This is a genomic window from Endozoicomonas arenosclerae, from assembly GCF_001562015.1.
Taxonomy (GTDB): domain Bacteria; phylum Pseudomonadota; class Gammaproteobacteria; order Pseudomonadales; family Endozoicomonadaceae; genus Endozoicomonas_A; species Endozoicomonas_A arenosclerae.
The window spans coordinates 1-14,977 of record NZ_LASA01000073.1; the positions used below are offsets into that span (position 1 = coordinate 1).

Annotated in this window: 20 protein-coding genes; 8 read left to right on the forward strand and 12 right to left on the reverse strand. The window is 46.4% G+C overall.

Annotated features, from left to right (window positions below; all coding sequences use genetic code 11):
• The 3 genes from WG89_RS29325 to WG89_RS10890 form a co-directional block, all read right to left on the reverse strand.
• On the reverse strand, positions 1–121 hold a 121-nt coding region (locus WG89_RS29325), incomplete at its 3' end, for a transposase (RefSeq protein WP_172806660.1).
• 474 nt (positions 122–595) lie between these two features.
• The gene (erpA, locus tag WG89_RS10885; protein ID WP_062265553.1) at positions 596–952 is read right to left on the reverse strand and encodes an iron-sulfur cluster insertion protein ErpA; all 357 of its coding nucleotides are present in this window, start codon (positions 950–952) and stop codon (positions 596–598) included.
• Between the two features lie 148 nt (positions 953–1,100).
• The gene (locus WG89_RS10890) at positions 1,101–1,916 is read right to left on the reverse strand and encodes a DUF6776 family protein (protein ID WP_062265556.1); all 816 of its coding nucleotides are present in this window, start codon (positions 1,914–1,916) and stop codon (positions 1,101–1,103) included.
• Between the two features lie 225 nt (positions 1,917–2,141).
• On the opposite strand from WG89_RS10890, the gene WG89_RS10895 reads away from it, so the two are divergent.
• Both WG89_RS10895 and WG89_RS31135 read left to right on the forward strand, forming a co-directional pair.
• Complete coding sequence (locus WG89_RS10895) at positions 2,142–2,762, forward strand: CDP-alcohol phosphatidyltransferase family protein (RefSeq protein ID WP_062265559.1); 621 nt, start codon at positions 2,142–2,144, stop codon at positions 2,760–2,762.
• Positions 2,763–2,792: 30 nt separating this feature from the next.
• Positions 2,793–2,966, forward strand: coding sequence for a hypothetical protein (locus WG89_RS31135; RefSeq protein ID WP_172806785.1), 174 nt, complete (start codon positions 2,793–2,795; stop codon positions 2,964–2,966).
• A gap of 95 nt (positions 2,967–3,061) precedes the next feature.
• Here WG89_RS31135 and WG89_RS10900 read toward each other — a convergent pair whose 3' ends face one another.
• Positions 3,062–3,271: a cold-shock protein gene (locus tag WG89_RS10900; protein ID WP_034832746.1), complete on the reverse strand. Its 210-nt coding sequence runs from the start codon at positions 3,269–3,271 to the stop codon at positions 3,062–3,064.
• Positions 3,272–4,014: 743 nt separating this feature from the next.
• Between WG89_RS10900 and WG89_RS10910 the strand changes: the two genes are divergently transcribed.
• The gene (locus tag WG89_RS10910) at positions 4,015–4,527 is read left to right on the forward strand and encodes a GNAT family N-acetyltransferase (protein WP_062265565.1); all 513 of its coding nucleotides are present in this window, start codon (positions 4,015–4,017) and stop codon (positions 4,525–4,527) included.
• A gap of 107 nt (positions 4,528–4,634) precedes the next feature.
• On the opposite strand, the gene WG89_RS10915 is transcribed toward WG89_RS10910, so the two are convergent.
• The 4 genes from WG89_RS10915 to WG89_RS10930 all read right to left on the reverse strand — a co-directional run bounded on the left by WG89_RS10915 (position 4,635) and on the right by WG89_RS10930 (position 8,355).
• The gene (locus WG89_RS10915) at positions 4,635–5,333 is read right to left on the reverse strand and encodes an isochorismatase family protein (protein WP_062265568.1); all 699 of its coding nucleotides are present in this window, start codon (positions 5,331–5,333) and stop codon (positions 4,635–4,637) included.
• Between the two features lie 202 nt (positions 5,334–5,535).
• Positions 5,536–6,243, reverse strand: coding sequence for an isochorismatase family protein (locus WG89_RS10920; RefSeq protein WP_062265571.1), 708 nt, complete (start codon positions 6,241–6,243; stop codon positions 5,536–5,538).
• Positions 6,244–6,450: 207 nt separating this feature from the next.
• On the reverse strand, positions 6,451–7,254 hold the full coding sequence (locus WG89_RS10925; RefSeq protein ID WP_062265574.1) for an MBL fold metallo-hydrolase: 804 nt from the start codon (positions 7,252–7,254) through the stop codon (positions 6,451–6,453).
• A 240-nt stretch (positions 7,255–7,494) separates the two neighbouring features.
• A complete protein-coding gene (locus tag WG89_RS10930) occupies positions 7,495–8,355 on the reverse strand; it encodes a glycerophosphodiester phosphodiesterase family protein (RefSeq protein WP_062265577.1) in 861 nt (286 codons plus the stop codon).
• A 180-nt stretch (positions 8,356–8,535) separates the two neighbouring features.
• Here WG89_RS10930 and WG89_RS32890 point away from each other — a divergent pair, with 180 nt between their 5' ends.
• The gene (locus tag WG89_RS32890; protein ID WP_079253787.1) at positions 8,536–8,757 is read left to right on the forward strand and encodes a cysteine-rich CWC family protein; all 222 of its coding nucleotides are present in this window, start codon (positions 8,536–8,538) and stop codon (positions 8,755–8,757) included.
• Positions 8,758–8,826: 69 nt separating this feature from the next.
• The gene (locus WG89_RS10940; protein WP_062265582.1) at positions 8,827–9,498 is read left to right on the forward strand and encodes a class I SAM-dependent methyltransferase; all 672 of its coding nucleotides are present in this window, start codon (positions 8,827–8,829) and stop codon (positions 9,496–9,498) included.
• Positions 9,499–9,574: 76 nt separating this feature from the next.
• Here the strand turns inward: WG89_RS10940 and argC are convergent, their stop codons facing one another.
• The 3 genes from argC to WG89_RS10955 all read right to left on the reverse strand — a co-directional run bounded on the left by argC (position 9,575) and on the right by WG89_RS10955 (position 11,295).
• On the reverse strand, positions 9,575–10,618 hold the full coding sequence (gene argC, locus WG89_RS10945; protein WP_062265585.1) for an N-acetyl-gamma-glutamyl-phosphate reductase: 1,044 nt from the start codon (positions 10,616–10,618) through the stop codon (positions 9,575–9,577).
• Positions 10,619–10,668: 50 nt separating this feature from the next.
• Positions 10,669–11,016 carry a HopJ type III effector protein gene (locus WG89_RS10950; RefSeq protein ID WP_062265588.1) on the reverse strand — a complete coding sequence of 116 codons (348 nt, stop codon included), beginning with the start codon at positions 11,014–11,016 and terminating at the stop codon, positions 10,669–10,671.
• 63 nt (positions 11,017–11,079) lie between these two features.
• On the reverse strand, positions 11,080–11,295 hold the full coding sequence (locus tag WG89_RS10955) for a DUF3820 family protein (protein ID WP_062265599.1): 216 nt from the start codon (positions 11,293–11,295) through the stop codon (positions 11,080–11,082).
• A 255-nt stretch (positions 11,296–11,550) separates the two neighbouring features.
• Here WG89_RS10955 and WG89_RS10960 point away from each other — a divergent pair, with 255 nt between their 5' ends.
• From WG89_RS10960 to WG89_RS10970, 3 genes are all read left to right on the forward strand, one after another.
• Complete coding sequence (locus WG89_RS10960) at positions 11,551–13,302, forward strand: chloride channel protein (protein ID WP_062265591.1); 1,752 nt, start codon at positions 11,551–11,553, stop codon at positions 13,300–13,302.
• 100 nt (positions 13,303–13,402) lie between these two features.
• On the forward strand, positions 13,403–13,825 hold the full coding sequence (gene hemJ, locus WG89_RS10965) for a protoporphyrinogen oxidase HemJ (RefSeq protein ID WP_062265593.1): 423 nt from the start codon (positions 13,403–13,405) through the stop codon (positions 13,823–13,825).
• 97 nt (positions 13,826–13,922) lie between these two features.
• Positions 13,923–14,756, forward strand: coding sequence for a DUF805 domain-containing protein (locus tag WG89_RS10970; RefSeq protein ID WP_062265596.1), 834 nt, complete (start codon positions 13,923–13,925; stop codon positions 14,754–14,756).
• 28 nt (positions 14,757–14,784) lie between these two features.
• Here WG89_RS10970 and WG89_RS31140 read toward each other — a convergent pair.
• On the reverse strand, positions 14,785–14,977 hold a 193-nt coding region (locus tag WG89_RS31140), incomplete at its 5' end, for a hypothetical protein (RefSeq protein ID WP_216638471.1).

The window sequence follows — 14,977 nt, forward strand, 5'->3', positions numbered from 1 at the left end:
TGCTGTTATAAACCTCGGCTTTCACTGCCCCGGTCAGGACTCGAAACCTGTATTTTGGCACCCAAACTATATGATATTGGCAATGCCAAATGACATGCGTTAACTTTTCAAATCTACTCATGTTACTTCCTATCTCTAGTAGTTGTGGGGACAACTCAGAGATAAGGAGTAGCATGGGTAGTTCATGGCAGGCGAAGCCAACCATTCATGACCACGTCCATAGGACGTGGGTTTTCACGATGCACTAAAACTGCTCGCAGAAAGCCTCTTTACTTCGACAATTTACAACCAGATGTAACCGGTTACATTTTATTATATAGAAGGCCGTCGTTTTCTTTACAATTAGATTACTGACCTTGAAATGATCGCTCAACCCAATCCTTGAATTATGTGAACTGTGTCACATAAAGCTATTTCATAGCGTGACCTGATCCCGTTTTAGAAAAGAAAAAAGCAATCGTCGGTATTGAATGTTTTTTAACCAGACCAAAAACCAATGAACAAGAGAAACCGTTTTTCATCGCCTGCCGGGGATGAAAAAGATTTCAAAATCAATGGGGTTTCAGGGCGGATAAAACCGCCCAGTCAGGCAAGATCAGATAGAGAAAGAAGAACCACAGCCACAGGTGGCGGTTGCATTGGGGTTTTTAACCAGGAATCTTGAGCCTTCAAGTCCTTCTTCATAATCCACTTCCGCACCTACCAGATACTGGTAGCTCAGAGAATCCACAACCATTTCAGCACCCTGCTTCTTGACCAGAGTATCGTCTTCAGCCAGCTGATCATCAAACTTGAAGCCGTATTGAAAACCTGAGCAMCCACCGCCAGTGACGTAGACACGCAGTCTCAGCGACTTGTTGTCTTCGTCTTCCATCAGCAGGTTAACCTTGTTTGCGGCATTGTCCGTCAGTACGATCGGGTCCGGCATTACCGTTTCCACTACTGCGCTCATTTATCCTCCCGTGTTACCTGATCTCTGCAGATAACCACGTTAACACTCTGAGGGCTCCATTTAGAAACCCTATATGCTTAGCTTTAATAATATACTGCCGCCATTATCCAAGTAACCCAGTAAAGCAGTCAACTACTGGAAAACCACGTCAGTTTGATTCACTTACGACTTCGCTGTCTGTCAGCTCTTTTTTCATGTCGGCTTCCAGCTCTTCCTGCCAGTCGAGAACACTGGTCAGGCTGCGTGCAGCACCGTTTTTCACTTTGATGCTCACCATCACTTTCTCAGGCTTGAAGCCTTCAGGCAAAGTCAGGTTCAGATAGTCACGGTTATCCGGGAAAGACTGGAAGTAACGAAAGCCCAGTGCCTTGGACTTTTCCATGCCCGCCAGTTCAAGCAGTGACAAGGAATCCTTCTGGCCCTCTTTTGTACCCTTTACAGTGACATTCAGAGTACCTTTGAGAAAAGGATTATCGCGGGCCACCTGGGATACCACCATTCTGAAGCGGTATTGATTCTTCTCTTCACCGGGCAACAGGTCAAATGCATGAAGCCTGATCCCCTCCCCACTGTCTTCAGGAGCCAGAATACTCTTATAGAATGAAAGGTCTTTCCCAAGCTGGGCTTTTTCGTCTTCCAGTTCCCTGATAACAGTCCGGACACTGTTTGCGGCTTCACGATCAACCTTACTGGTTCTTTCAAGAATGACCAGTTTCTGCTTTAAAGTTTCTCGCTCGCCTTCCAGATTTTGCGCCTGACTTCTGAGATCAGAGTTTTCACGTCTGAGCTTGGCTGCCTCGGTATCCGATATGCGTCCACCCAGATAATAAGAAATGACCGTAACCAGGATAAAAGCAGCCACCACAATCAGTTTGATCTTGCGCTCTCTGACAGGGTCATGACGCACCACCTTCATATTACCGGGCGGCTTTACTCCCTGAAAAATAGAACGAGGATCTGGCATATGAGTTATCCTGGTTGAATCCTGTCTCAGGTGCCCTCTGTTATGCTTTTGGAGAATCTCCAACGAGCACCTGAACTACCTGAAAGTTATATTAAATAGAATCGGCAGGACTATACACAAGCCCAACAGCCACCACAAACACGTAGCTGGCGGCTGGACCAATAGCGACCACCCAACACTCAATGTATGATAGCCTGCCATTAAACCTGACTCGCAAAGACAATAATGCTTGATCGCTGGACTTCCCTCTGGATCAGACCACCCCTGACTCACCTTGCTCGCCCACTGAAACAATGGGGTGTAACTGCCGACCAGGTGACTCTGGCTGGCTTCCTGATCGGGCTCTCAGCCTTGCCTTTATTGGCATTTGAACTCTATTTACCAGCCCTGCTTGCGATTCTTTGCAACCGGATAATGGATGGTCTGGATGGCGCTCTGGCACGCATCACTGAAGCTACGGATGCCGGGGGTTACCTGGATATCACCCTCGACTTTATCTTTTACTCTGGTGTAGTACTTGGTTTTGCTTTTGCAGATCCGGAAAGAAACGCTCTGGTGGCCAGCCTGCTGATATTCACCTTTATGGGCACCGGCTCCAGCTTTCTGGCCTATGCCATAATGGCTGAAAAGAAAGGCCTCTCGGACCTTAACTTCAGTCATAAGTCCTTTTATTATCTGAATGGACTGGCGGAAGGGACGGAAACAATTGGCATCTTTGTACTGTTTTGCTTGTTTCCTCACTATTTCCCCATACTGGCTGCAATTTTTGCTGCAATCTGTATCCTGACAACCATAACCCGGGTCTGGGGAGGCTACCAGACCATCAAAATGGCAGACCGCTCATAGCGTGAGAAATGCCCATAGCGAGAAAAAAGCATGGAACTATTAAAAATACTGTTTCTTTTGTTTGTAGCTCTGGCGGTGGTCGTCATTGCTCTGGAGCGATTTGGCAAACCCATGAGCCAGGAAAAACAGTCCAAGCTGTCAAAAATCGCTATCATCCTGATTCTTGTCATGCTGGTTGCCAGACTTATTAAAGAAATAGTCTGACTACAGCATCGGATGCTTTTACCGGCTTCCAGACACAAAAAAGCAGCGCATAGCGCTGCTTTTTTTATCACTCCCCAAAAGGGCGTGAAGAGCAATCAGTCGATTACTTCGATGTTCTCAGCCTGAGGGCCTTTAGCGCCCTGAGTCACTTCAAACTTAACACGCTGGCCTTCAACCAGAGTTTTGAAGCCAGTGCCTACGATGGCTCTGAAATGAGCGAACACGTCAGGACCTGAGTCCTGGCTGATGAAGCCGTAACCTTTGGATTCGTTGAACCACTTAACTGTTCCGGTAGAAGCAGACATAATCAATTCCTGAAATTGAACAAAAATAGGATGACCACACACTATGGTCGCTTAGCTGAAAGCATCGCTACTACTTATGATTTATCAGGAAGAACTACAACTATGGAACTTCGAAACGCAAGACATAAATATAAGACATAACTTAAAGCTAAGCTGATTGTATCTCAAATAGCTCCAGAAGCAATGAGTACAATACGATTAAAGATATCGCGAAAATCGGCAGATACAACCCCTTCTGTGCTTATTAAAAGACAAACGGCATGATTATTTTTCATAATCAGTTGCGCAGCTTCATTACCGCATATCAGAACCTGTGACTGTGAGGTAGTCATCGGCATGATTCCGACATCCACCAAAGAACAAAAAAGGCCAGGCAGACAGGTTTTTTGAACTCGGGATGAACCCAAAAACCTGACTACCTGGAGCTCCGACCCCTTATTTTTATTATTCTCGGTCGAAAGACAGCCTCTTTTTATTATTCTTAGCGGCCTTGTTCTTTGCGGGATTCATATATACAAGCCCCGTGCCAACTTTTGCATTTTGACCGGCAAGACTAGAGCGTAAGTACTTTCCGCATTTTTTGCTTTTTTGCGTACACAAGCACCACTCATTCGATTTGTTACCTTTCCCTACACACCATCTTTACACACCCATTACGGGTAACACTCAATTAGCTGACTTGCATAGCTTACTGAGGTAGAGAATACTGCCGACTGGGGTAGCCACAGAAAGAAGTAGTGATAATGGAAATAAAAATACGACACCTGGAAGACAGAGACTTTCCTCAGATCGCCGAAATGTTCGAGTACGAAGATCTGGTACAGAACACCTCCCAGATTCCCTACAACCACTCTGATCACTGGAAGCAGTTGTTCCGCTCCCAAACCAATGAGACGGTTCAGCTGGTGGCCGAAGTGGATGGCCGTGCTGCAGGACACCTGGGCATCCATATGTCCAACAAGCCACGTAAAAAACATGTAGCCACTTTTGGTATCAGTGTTCACCCCGACTTTCAGGGTCAGGGCATAGGCTCAAGACTCGTCGATGAAATGATTCAGCTCTGCGATAACTGGTTAAATATCGTCCGCATTGAGCTGGGCGTTTTCACAGAAAATGAACACGCTATCGCCCTGTACAAAAAGTATGGTTTCGAAATAGAAGGCACATCCCGCTTTGACTGCTTCCAGAAGGGTAAATACGGCAGCACGCACAGAATGGCGAGAATCAGACCCGATCTTTTGGAACAGCAACAATAATCCATACAAAGTAGCCTTGATAATCAGACCTTTTGAAGCCAGTGACGAACCAGTGGCTGTTGAACTTTGGAAAGGATGCCTCCAGACATACATCATAAAACTCAGTTTTAATGGCAGGGTCCAGGCTCAGCAGGTTTGATTATTGTCAGCTTCGGGAACTTCTCTTGAAGCTCTATCCATTGCGTATCCAGTGCTTTAGCCTGCTCTTCGGGTGAAGCAAAAGCCCTGCTTATGGATTTCAGGTTTTCGATAATATTTAACTGACGATCCACTGAAACGTTGAAGCCTGAATCCAAAGCGCCTTTAACGGTTTGCAGGACACAAGTTCCGTCAAAACAGCCCGTAACCATCACTTCACTGATCGTTTTTGATCGAAGGTATTCATTCAATTCTCCCTGAATCTGGCTATCCGAGATGACCTCGCCATCAGCGGGTATTGTGTGCTCAACACCAAATGCATTGGCTTCATCTTTGATAAACAGCTTGTAGTTCAAATTTCTTTTCAGCTGGATGAGCGCCTCAGACAACGTAGCGCCTTGTCCCTTATAATTAACATCAATAAAGTGTACATTTTGCCGCCCAGCAAAGTGGCTAAGCAGCTTCAACTGACCCTCAATCACGCTTGCAAATTCAGCTGCATTAAAAGCCCTCATAAAGCGGGTTTGCATGTCTATATACAAAATAGCTACAGACTCACCGGCCACTAACTTCTGCTCAATATTATGAATCGTATCTTCGATTCCACTCTTAACCGGACACGAAACACTCAATAAAATGACCCATAGAAAAGCAGTAAAGACCTTCATTCTGAAAGCCCTTAAAAAGTTAAAAGATGAAATGACATCGGCTCAAAAAAGAACGGGTTAGATTCCTGACGAATTAAGAGGCCGCTAGAAAATAAACAACAACTTATGTCAGGTTTTAGGAAATATAGTCAAAGAGGATAAGAAAAACACTTTCAGTTTTTCTAGTCACTCAATGCTTGCTTACGAGCTTTGCTGGGAATACTTAATCAACCACACAGTAATCATGCTCTATAGGCTGAACCATCTTGAGGTTGGGAAACTGCTTTTGTATCAACTCCCAGCGCTGAGATCTGATTCTGGCATGCTCCTCAGGCGTGTATAGTCTCCGATTACTGGAATATAGGTTCTCAATAATGTTTAAATCCCTATCCACCGAAACATTGAAGCCTGCATCCAATGCGTCTTTCGCAGTTCTTTGTACACACGCGCCATCAAAACAGCCCGTCAACATGATTTCCCGAGTATTAATTGAATGCAGGTAGTCAATCAATTTTCCCCGAACCTGATCTGCAGGTACCGGCTGGTCATCGCTGGCAGGAATCGTCCGCATCGTTTGAAAAGCACTGTCCTTATCCTTGACGAACAACCGGTAATTAATATTTTTCCTCAGCTGCATTAATGCTTCAGAGAGTGTCGGCCCCTGATCTTTATAATTCACATCAATCAAATGGACATTTTCCCGTCCTGCGAAGTGCTTTATCAGCCGTAACTGCCCTTCAATGACCCTGGCAAATTCTGACTCATTAAAAGCTCTGATGAATTTCGTCTGCATATCAATGTACAGGATGGCTACGCTCTCTCCCCGTGCCAATCGCTGTTCAATATGATAAATCGTATCTTCGATTCCGCTTTTTACTGGTGAAGAAAAACAGACGATAAGACTCAGCAGGAAAGTATTAAAGGCCTTCACTAAAAAGACCTGAAGAAACCTGAAGATGCACTTGAATCAACCTGGGACCTTACATCAAGAACAGATAGAAAAGCACACTATCGTTTAACTGAAATGGCCAAAATATAGTCAAAGATGCTCAGAATGACATTCACAAAAATGCCTCCCTATATAAATACCTGCTGCCTATAAAACTTTATTTTGCTTTTCTGAATAAAACTGAGCCGTTTAAAGCTCAACCTCCAGACAGCCTTCGATCAAGCTTCTCTTGCTGAATGCAAATCGTGTGACATAACTGGCCAGCTCTTCAGCCCCTAATAATATCTGAGTTATTTCTCTCAAGGTTTTTCCCTGATGGTGAAGGCTCTGAGCCTTTGAGCTCAGTTCCAGCAAGTAATCCAGTTTATCTTGCATGGCCTGCTTCCCCTGCCCTACCACACCTCGGTGAGGACAAAAGATCGTATCAAAATCACAAGCCAGAACTGCCCTGATATCTTCAACCTGTTGTGGAAGACTCTCTTTCCTGTGCATGAACTTGATGACTTTGGCGATATAAAGATCCCCGGTAAACATCCATCCTCTGTCGGGTATAAAATAACAATGCATATCCGGACAATGGCCAGGAACATGAATGGGTATTACGGTTTCTCCATTCTCCAACTCAGTCTGTTCTGGTAATGGCTGCGCTGTCGCCCTAGGTACACTGCCCCAGAAAATCCGGCCCGCCAAAGGGATGGAAAAACCATTCTGTAACTGCTCAACGGTAATCTCGTGAGCCTTTGGGATGATATTGAAAGATTGATTGAAATTAAGCGAATTACCACTGTGATCTTCGTGATAATGAGTGATCAGAACTTGCCGAATGGCTTTTTCTTCAAAAAAGGGCTTTAGCCATTTCCATTGATTGACTGGTCCACAATCAATCAAGGTATCTCCAACCCTGTAGTTTACAAAGGAACCGGAGATATGGTTCTGTCGTCCAGTACGAATCGCATCGACACCCTGATATTCAAATCGCTCAAAAACAGCCATAGTCTTTTTCTTATTATTTATATAAATCTGTTTTCAGCCGGACAACTCTATCAGGAATCATCCGGACTGGCTTCTTAAGTATCTGGCCAGTTGCTTCGCAATATTTTGGCGAGTGGATTTTTTCAGTCTTCAAGGCGCAACGGCGGGCGCGTAGCCTTCGCTACGTAACCAGAGTTGGAACGCAAAAGACTGGAAAAAGCCGCCGCCTAAAATTTGCGAAAGCAATTGGTTAGATACTTATTACAACAGCTCTTTCAAACGATTGGGATAGTCCGTAATGATGCCATCGACCCCCATATCAATCAGCTGAGCCATCTGATCCTTATCGTTGATGGTCCATACATCCACTTTCAAGCCCCGAGCTTTGGCATCCTGGAGAAAAGAATCGGTCAACACAGTGATGCCAGAGTTCTGAGGTGGTACCTGCATGGCATTGGCTTTAACCGGCACCAGATGGGAGAGTCCGATTTTTTGCATCAGAATAAAGGTTCTGGCCTCGTTGGACGACATGGACGTAGCCACTTCAGGGCAGGCTGTCCGAAACTTTTCCAATGCTTCGTCTTTAAAAGAAGCGACAATGGTTGATTGTTCAATCTTATTATCACGGAGCTGCTGACAAAGCTGCACTGAAATATCAGGCTCAACCTGTTTTAATTCCATGACATAGCGACCTCTGGGTGTCCCCTCTATCACTTCCTGAAGGGTGGGAATCTGGATGCCGATGCCACGGAAGGAGTATTTCTCATTACCATCCGGATCATGACGAAAACCCGCATCCAATTCCTTCAACTCCGACAAGGTTTTCTCCTTGAGCAGGCCGCTGCCGTTGGTGGTGGCATCCACGGTGGCATCATGCCTGACAATCAGATGGCCGTCTTTACTGGAGTGCAGATCAAGCTCAATAACGGCTCCCAGCTGATTGGAGAGCTGAGCCGCCTCCAGTGTATTATTAGGTCGAAGCCCCTGGCCTGAACCATGGGCAATCACTGCTGTACCACTGGTGTCCGCGTAGAAGGGATGGGTATCCAGTTTATTGACGGGAGGAATGAAGTACAAAAGTACCAAAGTGACAATCACAAGTGCCGATATTTTTTTCCACATTTTTTCTTCGCTCAAGGCTGTTATTGTTTTAAGTTATCGCTCAAGGCTGATGGATCATTGCGTGGCCATGATATCAGCTATTTACTATGAAAATGCAGCTCTATCAGGTTCTATTGCTGTTTTCATGTTTCTGAGTTAGCTGCCTTTTCGGCTCATGGCTGTTTGTGTCAGGAGTAATCTGTGAACCCCAAGCTCTGCCCCCTTTGTCAAAAACAAAACCTTTGTGCCATAAGTGCCGGCAAACCTGCTGAGCAATGCTGGTGTATGGAAGAACTGAAAGTACCAGTATCAGATACACCACGAGTTCTTCTGCCAATTCCTGAAACAGCTACAGCCTGTTATTGCCAGTCCTGTCTGGAACAGATCAAAAAGAAGCAACAGACCGGGCCTTCTTCCTCCTAAAGCTAATAACCTGTCTACACTTGAAGTCCTGTCGATACAGTAAGAAGTACATTGCAGGACTTTGAAATCATGAGCCAAATAAGGAAAAGCAGCGATCAGGATGTGATCGATGGGCAAGCCATCTACTCAAAGAAAATGCTCTCTGTTTACGATATTTATGTTCTGGGATTCTCCAACCATCTGATCTGGCGCTGCCCAACCAAATTCATAACAGACTTATACAATCAGAATATCTCTGATCGACATCTGGACGTTGGAGTAGGGACTGGCTACTTTCTGGATAAATGTCGCTTCCCTTCTGACTCGTCAACAGTCGTCCTTCTTGATCTGAACAAGAACTCTCTGGATGCCACGGCGATGCGTATTAAACGGTATCAGCCATCTACTTTTGTCAGAAACATTCTTGAGCCGATTGAGTTACCTGAAACCAACTTTCAATCCATTGCTATAAACTATCTGCTGCACTGTATCCCTGGCTCAATCCCCGAGAAGGCTGTTGTCTTTGACCATCTTTTACCTCACCTCCAAAAAGGTGGCGTAATTTTTGGCAGCACAATTATCCATAAAGGCATACAGAGAGGCTTTTTTGCCAGAAAACTGATGGCAATCTATAACGAAAAAGGTATTTTCCATAACACCAACGACAGTCTGGAAGACCTTGAACAGGCACTAAGCAATCGATTCAGCCGCTTTGAAATAGAAACCAGAGGTGTAGTGGCCTTATTCAAAGCCTGGAAATAAATCAGGTCGGAATTATTAGAGCAGAAGCCGAGAGCCTGAGCAGGCTCTCGGGAAACACTATCAGGGCATCAGGGCATCAGGGCATCAGGGCCGGAGCATCAAGACCCGCAGATTCATCCAGACCACACATAATATTCATATTCTGAATAGCCTGACCTGCAGCCCCTTTCACCAGATTATCAATAACCGACAGGATCACAACGGTATCGCCACCCTGGGGACGATGCACTGATATACGGCACTGATTACAGGATTTAACCGAGCGGGTTTCAGGATGACTACCAGCAGGCAACACATCAACAAACGGCTCATCTTTGTAGCGCTGTTCAAAGAGGGCCTGTAAATCAACACTGTGATCTTTCACTGAAACATACGACGTAGCATGAATGCCACGAATCATTGGCACCAGATGAGGAACAAAAACCAGCTCTCCATCAAAGATTTGCGCGTCACCCACCGGCATGCGAGCTATGCCTTGTTTGATTTCTGGCAAATGTCTATGACCGGGCACACCATAAGCTTTAAAAGACTCGGATACTTCACACAGCAGGCTGGCAACTTTAGCTTCTCTGCCTGCTCCACTTACACCAGACTTGGCATCAACAATAACATTGCCATCGATCAGACCTTTCTCCATAAGAGGCAAAAGACCTAACTGTGCAGCTGTTGGGTAACAGCCTGGATTGGCCACCAGCTGAGCCGATTTTATGAGCTCCCGATTCATTTCCGGCAAGCCATATACCGCTTCTGCCAGCATGTCAGGACAGGCATGATCTATGCCGTACCACTGCTTCCAGTCCTCTGGGCTTTTCAGACGGAAGTCTGCTGCCAGATCGACCACCTTAACCCCTTTTGCCAAAAGCTTGGGCACAGAATTCATGGCAATGCCATTAGGGGTCGCAAAGAACACCAGATCACAGGTCGCCAGTACATCATCGTCTGGCTGAGAGTAAGCGATATCCATTTTGCCTCGCAGGCCTGGATATAACTCGCTGACAGGCTTTCCCGCTTCCTTTCTTGAGGTAATAACAGTGACTTCCACCTCGGGATGAACTGCCAGAAGACGCAGCAATTCTGCACCGGTATAACCAGTACCACCTACAATGCCTGCCTTGATCATGAATACGCCACTCTATATAGAATATTTATATAAAAATTAAGAATAATTATTTATTTTATTTCTTGCAAGGCCTGCTGCTCAAAACGCACGCCTTTCCAGCCATGGGCCATGAAGTTACGGATGTTACCGTGGCTATCCCCTTCAGGGTTCTGAAGTACGTCTTCACGATAGAAGCGGCCAAAGCAACTCAACACTTCCTGCTCAGTTAACTGATTCAGGAGACCAAAAGCAAAAATTTTACAGGAACCTTCGTTGGTGCCTGCCTCATTGACCAGGTTGCCATTGTGGAAATTAACAGGCGTGTATTCATAGTGATCAGCAATAGCTGCCATGACCTGATCAAATTCAACGGTATCTGGCTCGGTTCTGATCTGATTCAAAAGGGTGTTCAGAGACATAAATGACTTCTTTTTACTGTTATGAATATTTCATCACCTCAAAGGTGAAACTACTGAAGCTAATCAGGGCTGTTTCAAAGGTTTGATGACTTCGGTCAAGCCATGAATATGAATTTCCAGCGCCAACTGCATTAGACGACCAAGCTCTCCTTCTGGAAAACCTTTTTTGGCAAACCAGAGCAGATATTCCTCAGGAAGATCTATCAATACCCTGCCGCTGTATTTACCAAATGGCATAGGCATTCTTGCCAGTTTCAACAGATCTTCCTTCTCAAACATGATGCCTAACCCGCCTATTGCATTATGGGTATTCACAAGCCTTTTAGCATTAGCGCCAGGCTGAAAACAGCAAAACACTCTAGCAGCCAGTATTTATCAAAACAACGCAGCAGGAGCACCCAACATTACCATCGACAACGAAGTTATGACAAAATACGCAATAGTTATGGATTTTTATGCAAAACCAGATGCAGCCCATTACTTAAAAGATTAATATTAAGCCGTTCGATTACCCATGTAGTTCCGGAGACAGGATTGCTGAATAACCCTGAGAAGAAGTTGTCACTGAATGCCTTGCGCATCCGCCTTTCCACAGCGGACGCTTTGCCACAACTGACTATTCTTGGGTTGCTTACAGGTTTGATTGCCGGGTCACTGTTAATAGGTTTCAGAGAGTTACTGACACTTCTGTCTTCAACGCTTGTGCCTGCTGGTGAAGATAACTTTGAATCCCTCTCAGCCCTGCACCGCTTTTTGCTGCCAGTAGCTGGCTCTGTAGTCATCATTCTTCTGGTCAAACTGATCAGGAAAAAGCGACGCAGTGTCGGTGTCGCACACGTTATTGAACGATTAACGCTTCACCGTGGCCGCCTGCCATCATCCAGCGTCGTACTTCAGTTTTTTACCGCTTTGATCGCCCTGGCCACAGGCTTCTCTGTGGGTCGTGAAGGACCTGCCGTTCACATGGGCGCAGGTGCTGGCAGTGCTCTGGGTCAACGTTTACAGTTGCCGGATAATACTCTGAGAATCCTCGCCGGCTGCGGAGTCGCAACCGCAATATCAGTGTCTTTCAACACGCCTCTGGCAGGTGTCATTTTTGCCATGGAAGTCATCGTTAAACAGTATTCGCTGGGCAGTTTCATTCCTGTTATGGCTGCTTCCGTGGTGGCAGCCCTGATGGCTCAATTCATGTATGGCCCTGAGCCTGCCTTCCATGTTCCCGCAATATCCATGATGTCTATGGAAGAATTGCTGATTGCTGCTGTCATGGCACTTTGCATTGGGGTTATGGCAGGTCTGTTTATCAGTTTGCAAGCCTCCATGATCAGCCGCAGAAAAGGCCAGCTTGTACTGCCTATTTTATTAGCCGGTTTTATCATGGGCATAGCGGGTTTTCTGGTGCCCTCTGTCATGGGCATGGGCTATGACACTCTCGAAGGCATACTGAATGGTAGCTTGTTCAGCCTTTCAACTCTGGCCATTTTATTGATCACAAAACTGGTGGTGACTGCAGTTGTAACCGGCCTTGGAATTCCTGGCGGTATCATTGGGCCTTCCTTATTTATGGGAGCGGTGTCCGGAGCCGTCTTTGGTTCTCTGGGAGAGCAACTGCTCGATATTCCAAATCTGAACAGTTCTTTCCATGCCCTGTTAGGCATGGTGGCCATGATGGCGGCAACACTGCAAGCACCTTTGGTCGCACTGGTCACCGTTCTGGAACTGACTCGAAATCCGAACATCATCATGCCTGCCATGTTTGTGATCGTGATTGCCTGCCTGACTTCGGGTCGTTTTTTCCAGAATCGGGGTATTTTCGAAATCCAGCTACTCAAGGGCGGACAAAACCTCGAATCGTCTCCTCTTCATCAACTGCTTGGACAAACCGGTGTCGCCAGTTTAATGAACTCAGCCTGCAGCCAGATTTCCAGACACCCCTCACAGGAAGAACTTCACGGAACCTTGCAGGAAGCGTCTGACTGGGTGCTGATTTGCCATGAACAATCACTGAGCCATATTCTGGCTCCGGGCAAACTGCCGGATCAACACAGTCAGGACCTGGATTTACTGGCTATTCCAGACGCTTCTGAAGTTCACAGCATCAGTCTGCAAGCCACTCTCTATGAAGCCCTTGAGCTAATGAACCGTTTGTCTGTAGATATTCTTGCCATCACCCCCAGAAGGCACACCAAAAACAGGAAACAAAGTCAGGTGACTGTGGAGGCCTGCGGAATCATCACTCGTCAGGCAATTGAAAGCTACTATCACGGCAAGAGTGCAGCCGTTTAAACCAGCCTCATCAAATCCGTTAGATATCGAACTCTGGTTTTTTTTCCGCTACTCTCTAACCCGGATATGCCAACTGAACAAAATTTCAAGGACTCTCTGAATGCTCTGGGTTAAAGCGTTTCATATTATTGCCATGGTCTGCTGGTTTGCAGCCCTGTTTTATTTGCCAAGACTTTTTGTCTATCACGCCATGAGTGAGGACCAGGCCAGTAATGAGCGCTTCAAAATCATGGAGCGCAAGCTGTATCGTGGCATTGCCCTGCCCTCCATGATTGCCACTCTGGCACTGGGCTTCTGGCTGATCAGTTACAACCCTTCCTATTACATGAGCGGCGGCTGGATGCACGCCAAGCTGGCTCTGGTGGTACTGCTGATTGGTTATCACCACATGTGCGGGGCATTTATGAAAAAATTTGCCAACGACGCCAACACCAAGTCCGATAAGTTCTACCGCATTTTTAATGAAGTACCGGTTCTGTTCCTTGTCGGCATTGTTATTCTGGTCGTCGTCAAACCTTTTTAAGAGCCGAAAGCCTTGGGCTTCAGGCAGTTCTGCCGATAACACGCCCTGAGTGGAAACATCCCAAACCGATGTTTCCCAAAGCTCAGGGGACAGGGTTATGAAGCGCAAAGATTACAAAGTCCTGTTTGAAGGACAGATTCTGCCAGACTTTTCCGAAGCTGAAGTCAGAAACAATCTGGCCCGACTCTTCAATGCCGATGAACAGCGCATCAGTCGCCTGTTTTCCGGAAAGCCTTACGCGGTTCGAAAACCTGTCACTGAAAAAGAAGCCAGAAAGTACGAAAAAGCCATCAACAAAGCCGGTGGACAATGCCGGATTATGACCCTTGATGGTTCTAAAACACTCCCTCCACCCGATGAGAAAAGTACTGCGATCTTTGCCGGTACGCCTCTGTCGAGAACACCCCAGCAAAAGTCCAGCGAGCCTTTCCAACTGATTCGCAGAACAGGCCGTGTCCGTTACCTGGCGCTGAGCTGGATTGTGGTCGCGATCGAAATACTGGCTTATATGATTCCAGATTACCTGCCCATGCTGATTGGTGCTGCCCTGACCATTCAACAAACCGTTTCCATGGTATTGGGCATTCACAGTCTCGCTATTTTACTGACGCTTTATCTGGTCATTACGCGTTTGCATGATATGGATAGAAGTGGCTGGCTATGGCTGTTTCTGATCATCCCGGTGGTAAATGTCCTGTTCCTGTTCTGGCTCAGTATTGGCTCGGGCTCCGAAGGCTCAAACAGTTATGGAGAACAACCTTCCCCGCCGGCCAACCTGACTCGTGCCTTTGGCATTTACCTGCCTTTATCCCTGGTTGTTCTGGGGATGGCTGGAGCCTACCTGAATCAGGAGCAACTGGTCGCCTGGATTCAGACTCTGCCGGAACTGACCTCAGAGTGGTCCGGCCAGTATTTTCCAATTGAAAAATGAGCCTGAAGAAGAGTGCATGACTCCGGCCTCAGGCTGGTCGTTCATAGATGACTGTTAGTAAGTTCTCTCTGGCGTTTTGAAGCCTTCGTGCCGCTTCATTATCGGTCATGACATGCGCTTTCGCCTCCAAACTTTTCAGGGTGACTCCGCTCTTCAAGTATTGCTGGGCATCTTGCAGAGAAACAAACTTTTCATAGGGCGTCATCATATCTTCGTAACGG

Bases quoted from the DNA above. Each gene is read 5' to 3' on its own strand.
- argC (WP_062265585.1), bottom strand. From the start codon at position 10,618: ATGATCAAGGCAGGCATTGTAGGTGGTACTGGTTATACCGGTGCAGAA.
- WG89_RS10925 (WP_062265574.1), bottom strand. From the start codon at position 7,254: ATGGCTGTTTTTGAGCGATTTGAATATCAGGGTGTCGATGCGATTCGT.
- WG89_RS31135 (WP_172806785.1), top strand. From the start codon at position 2,793: ATGGAACTATTAAAAATACTGTTTCTTTTGTTTGTAGCTCTGGCGGTG.
- hemJ (WP_062265593.1), top strand. From the start codon at position 13,403: ATGCTCTGGGTTAAAGCGTTTCATATTATTGCCATGGTCTGCTGGTTT.
- WG89_RS10915 (WP_062265568.1), bottom strand. From the start codon at position 5,333: ATGAAGGTCTTTACTGCTTTTCTATGGGTCATTTTATTGAGTGTTTCG.
- WG89_RS10955 (WP_062265599.1), bottom strand. From the start codon at position 11,295: ATGTTTGAGAAGGAAGATCTGTTGAAACTGGCAAGAATGCCTATGCCA.
- WG89_RS10910 (WP_062265565.1), top strand. From the start codon at position 4,015: ATGGAAATAAAAATACGACACCTGGAAGACAGAGACTTTCCTCAGATC.
- WG89_RS10900 (WP_034832746.1), bottom strand. From the start codon at position 3,271: ATGTCTGCTTCTACCGGAACAGTTAAGTGGTTCAACGAATCCAAAGGT.
- WG89_RS10890 (WP_062265556.1), bottom strand. From the start codon at position 1,916: ATGCCAGATCCTCGTTCTATTTTTCAGGGAGTAAAGCCGCCCGGTAAT.
- WG89_RS10895 (WP_062265559.1), top strand. From the start codon at position 2,142: ATGCTTGATCGCTGGACTTCCCTCTGGATCAGACCACCCCTGACTCAC.
- WG89_RS10930 (WP_062265577.1), bottom strand. From the start codon at position 8,355: ATGTGGAAAAAAATATCGGCACTTGTGATTGTCACTTTGGTACTTTTG.
- WG89_RS10970 (WP_062265596.1), top strand. From the start codon at position 13,923: ATGAAGCGCAAAGATTACAAAGTCCTGTTTGAAGGACAGATTCTGCCA.
- WG89_RS10950 (WP_062265588.1), bottom strand. From the start codon at position 11,016: ATGTCTCTGAACACCCTTTTGAATCAGATCAGAACCGAGCCAGATACC.
- WG89_RS10940 (WP_062265582.1), top strand. From the start codon at position 8,827: ATGAGCCAAATAAGGAAAAGCAGCGATCAGGATGTGATCGATGGGCAA.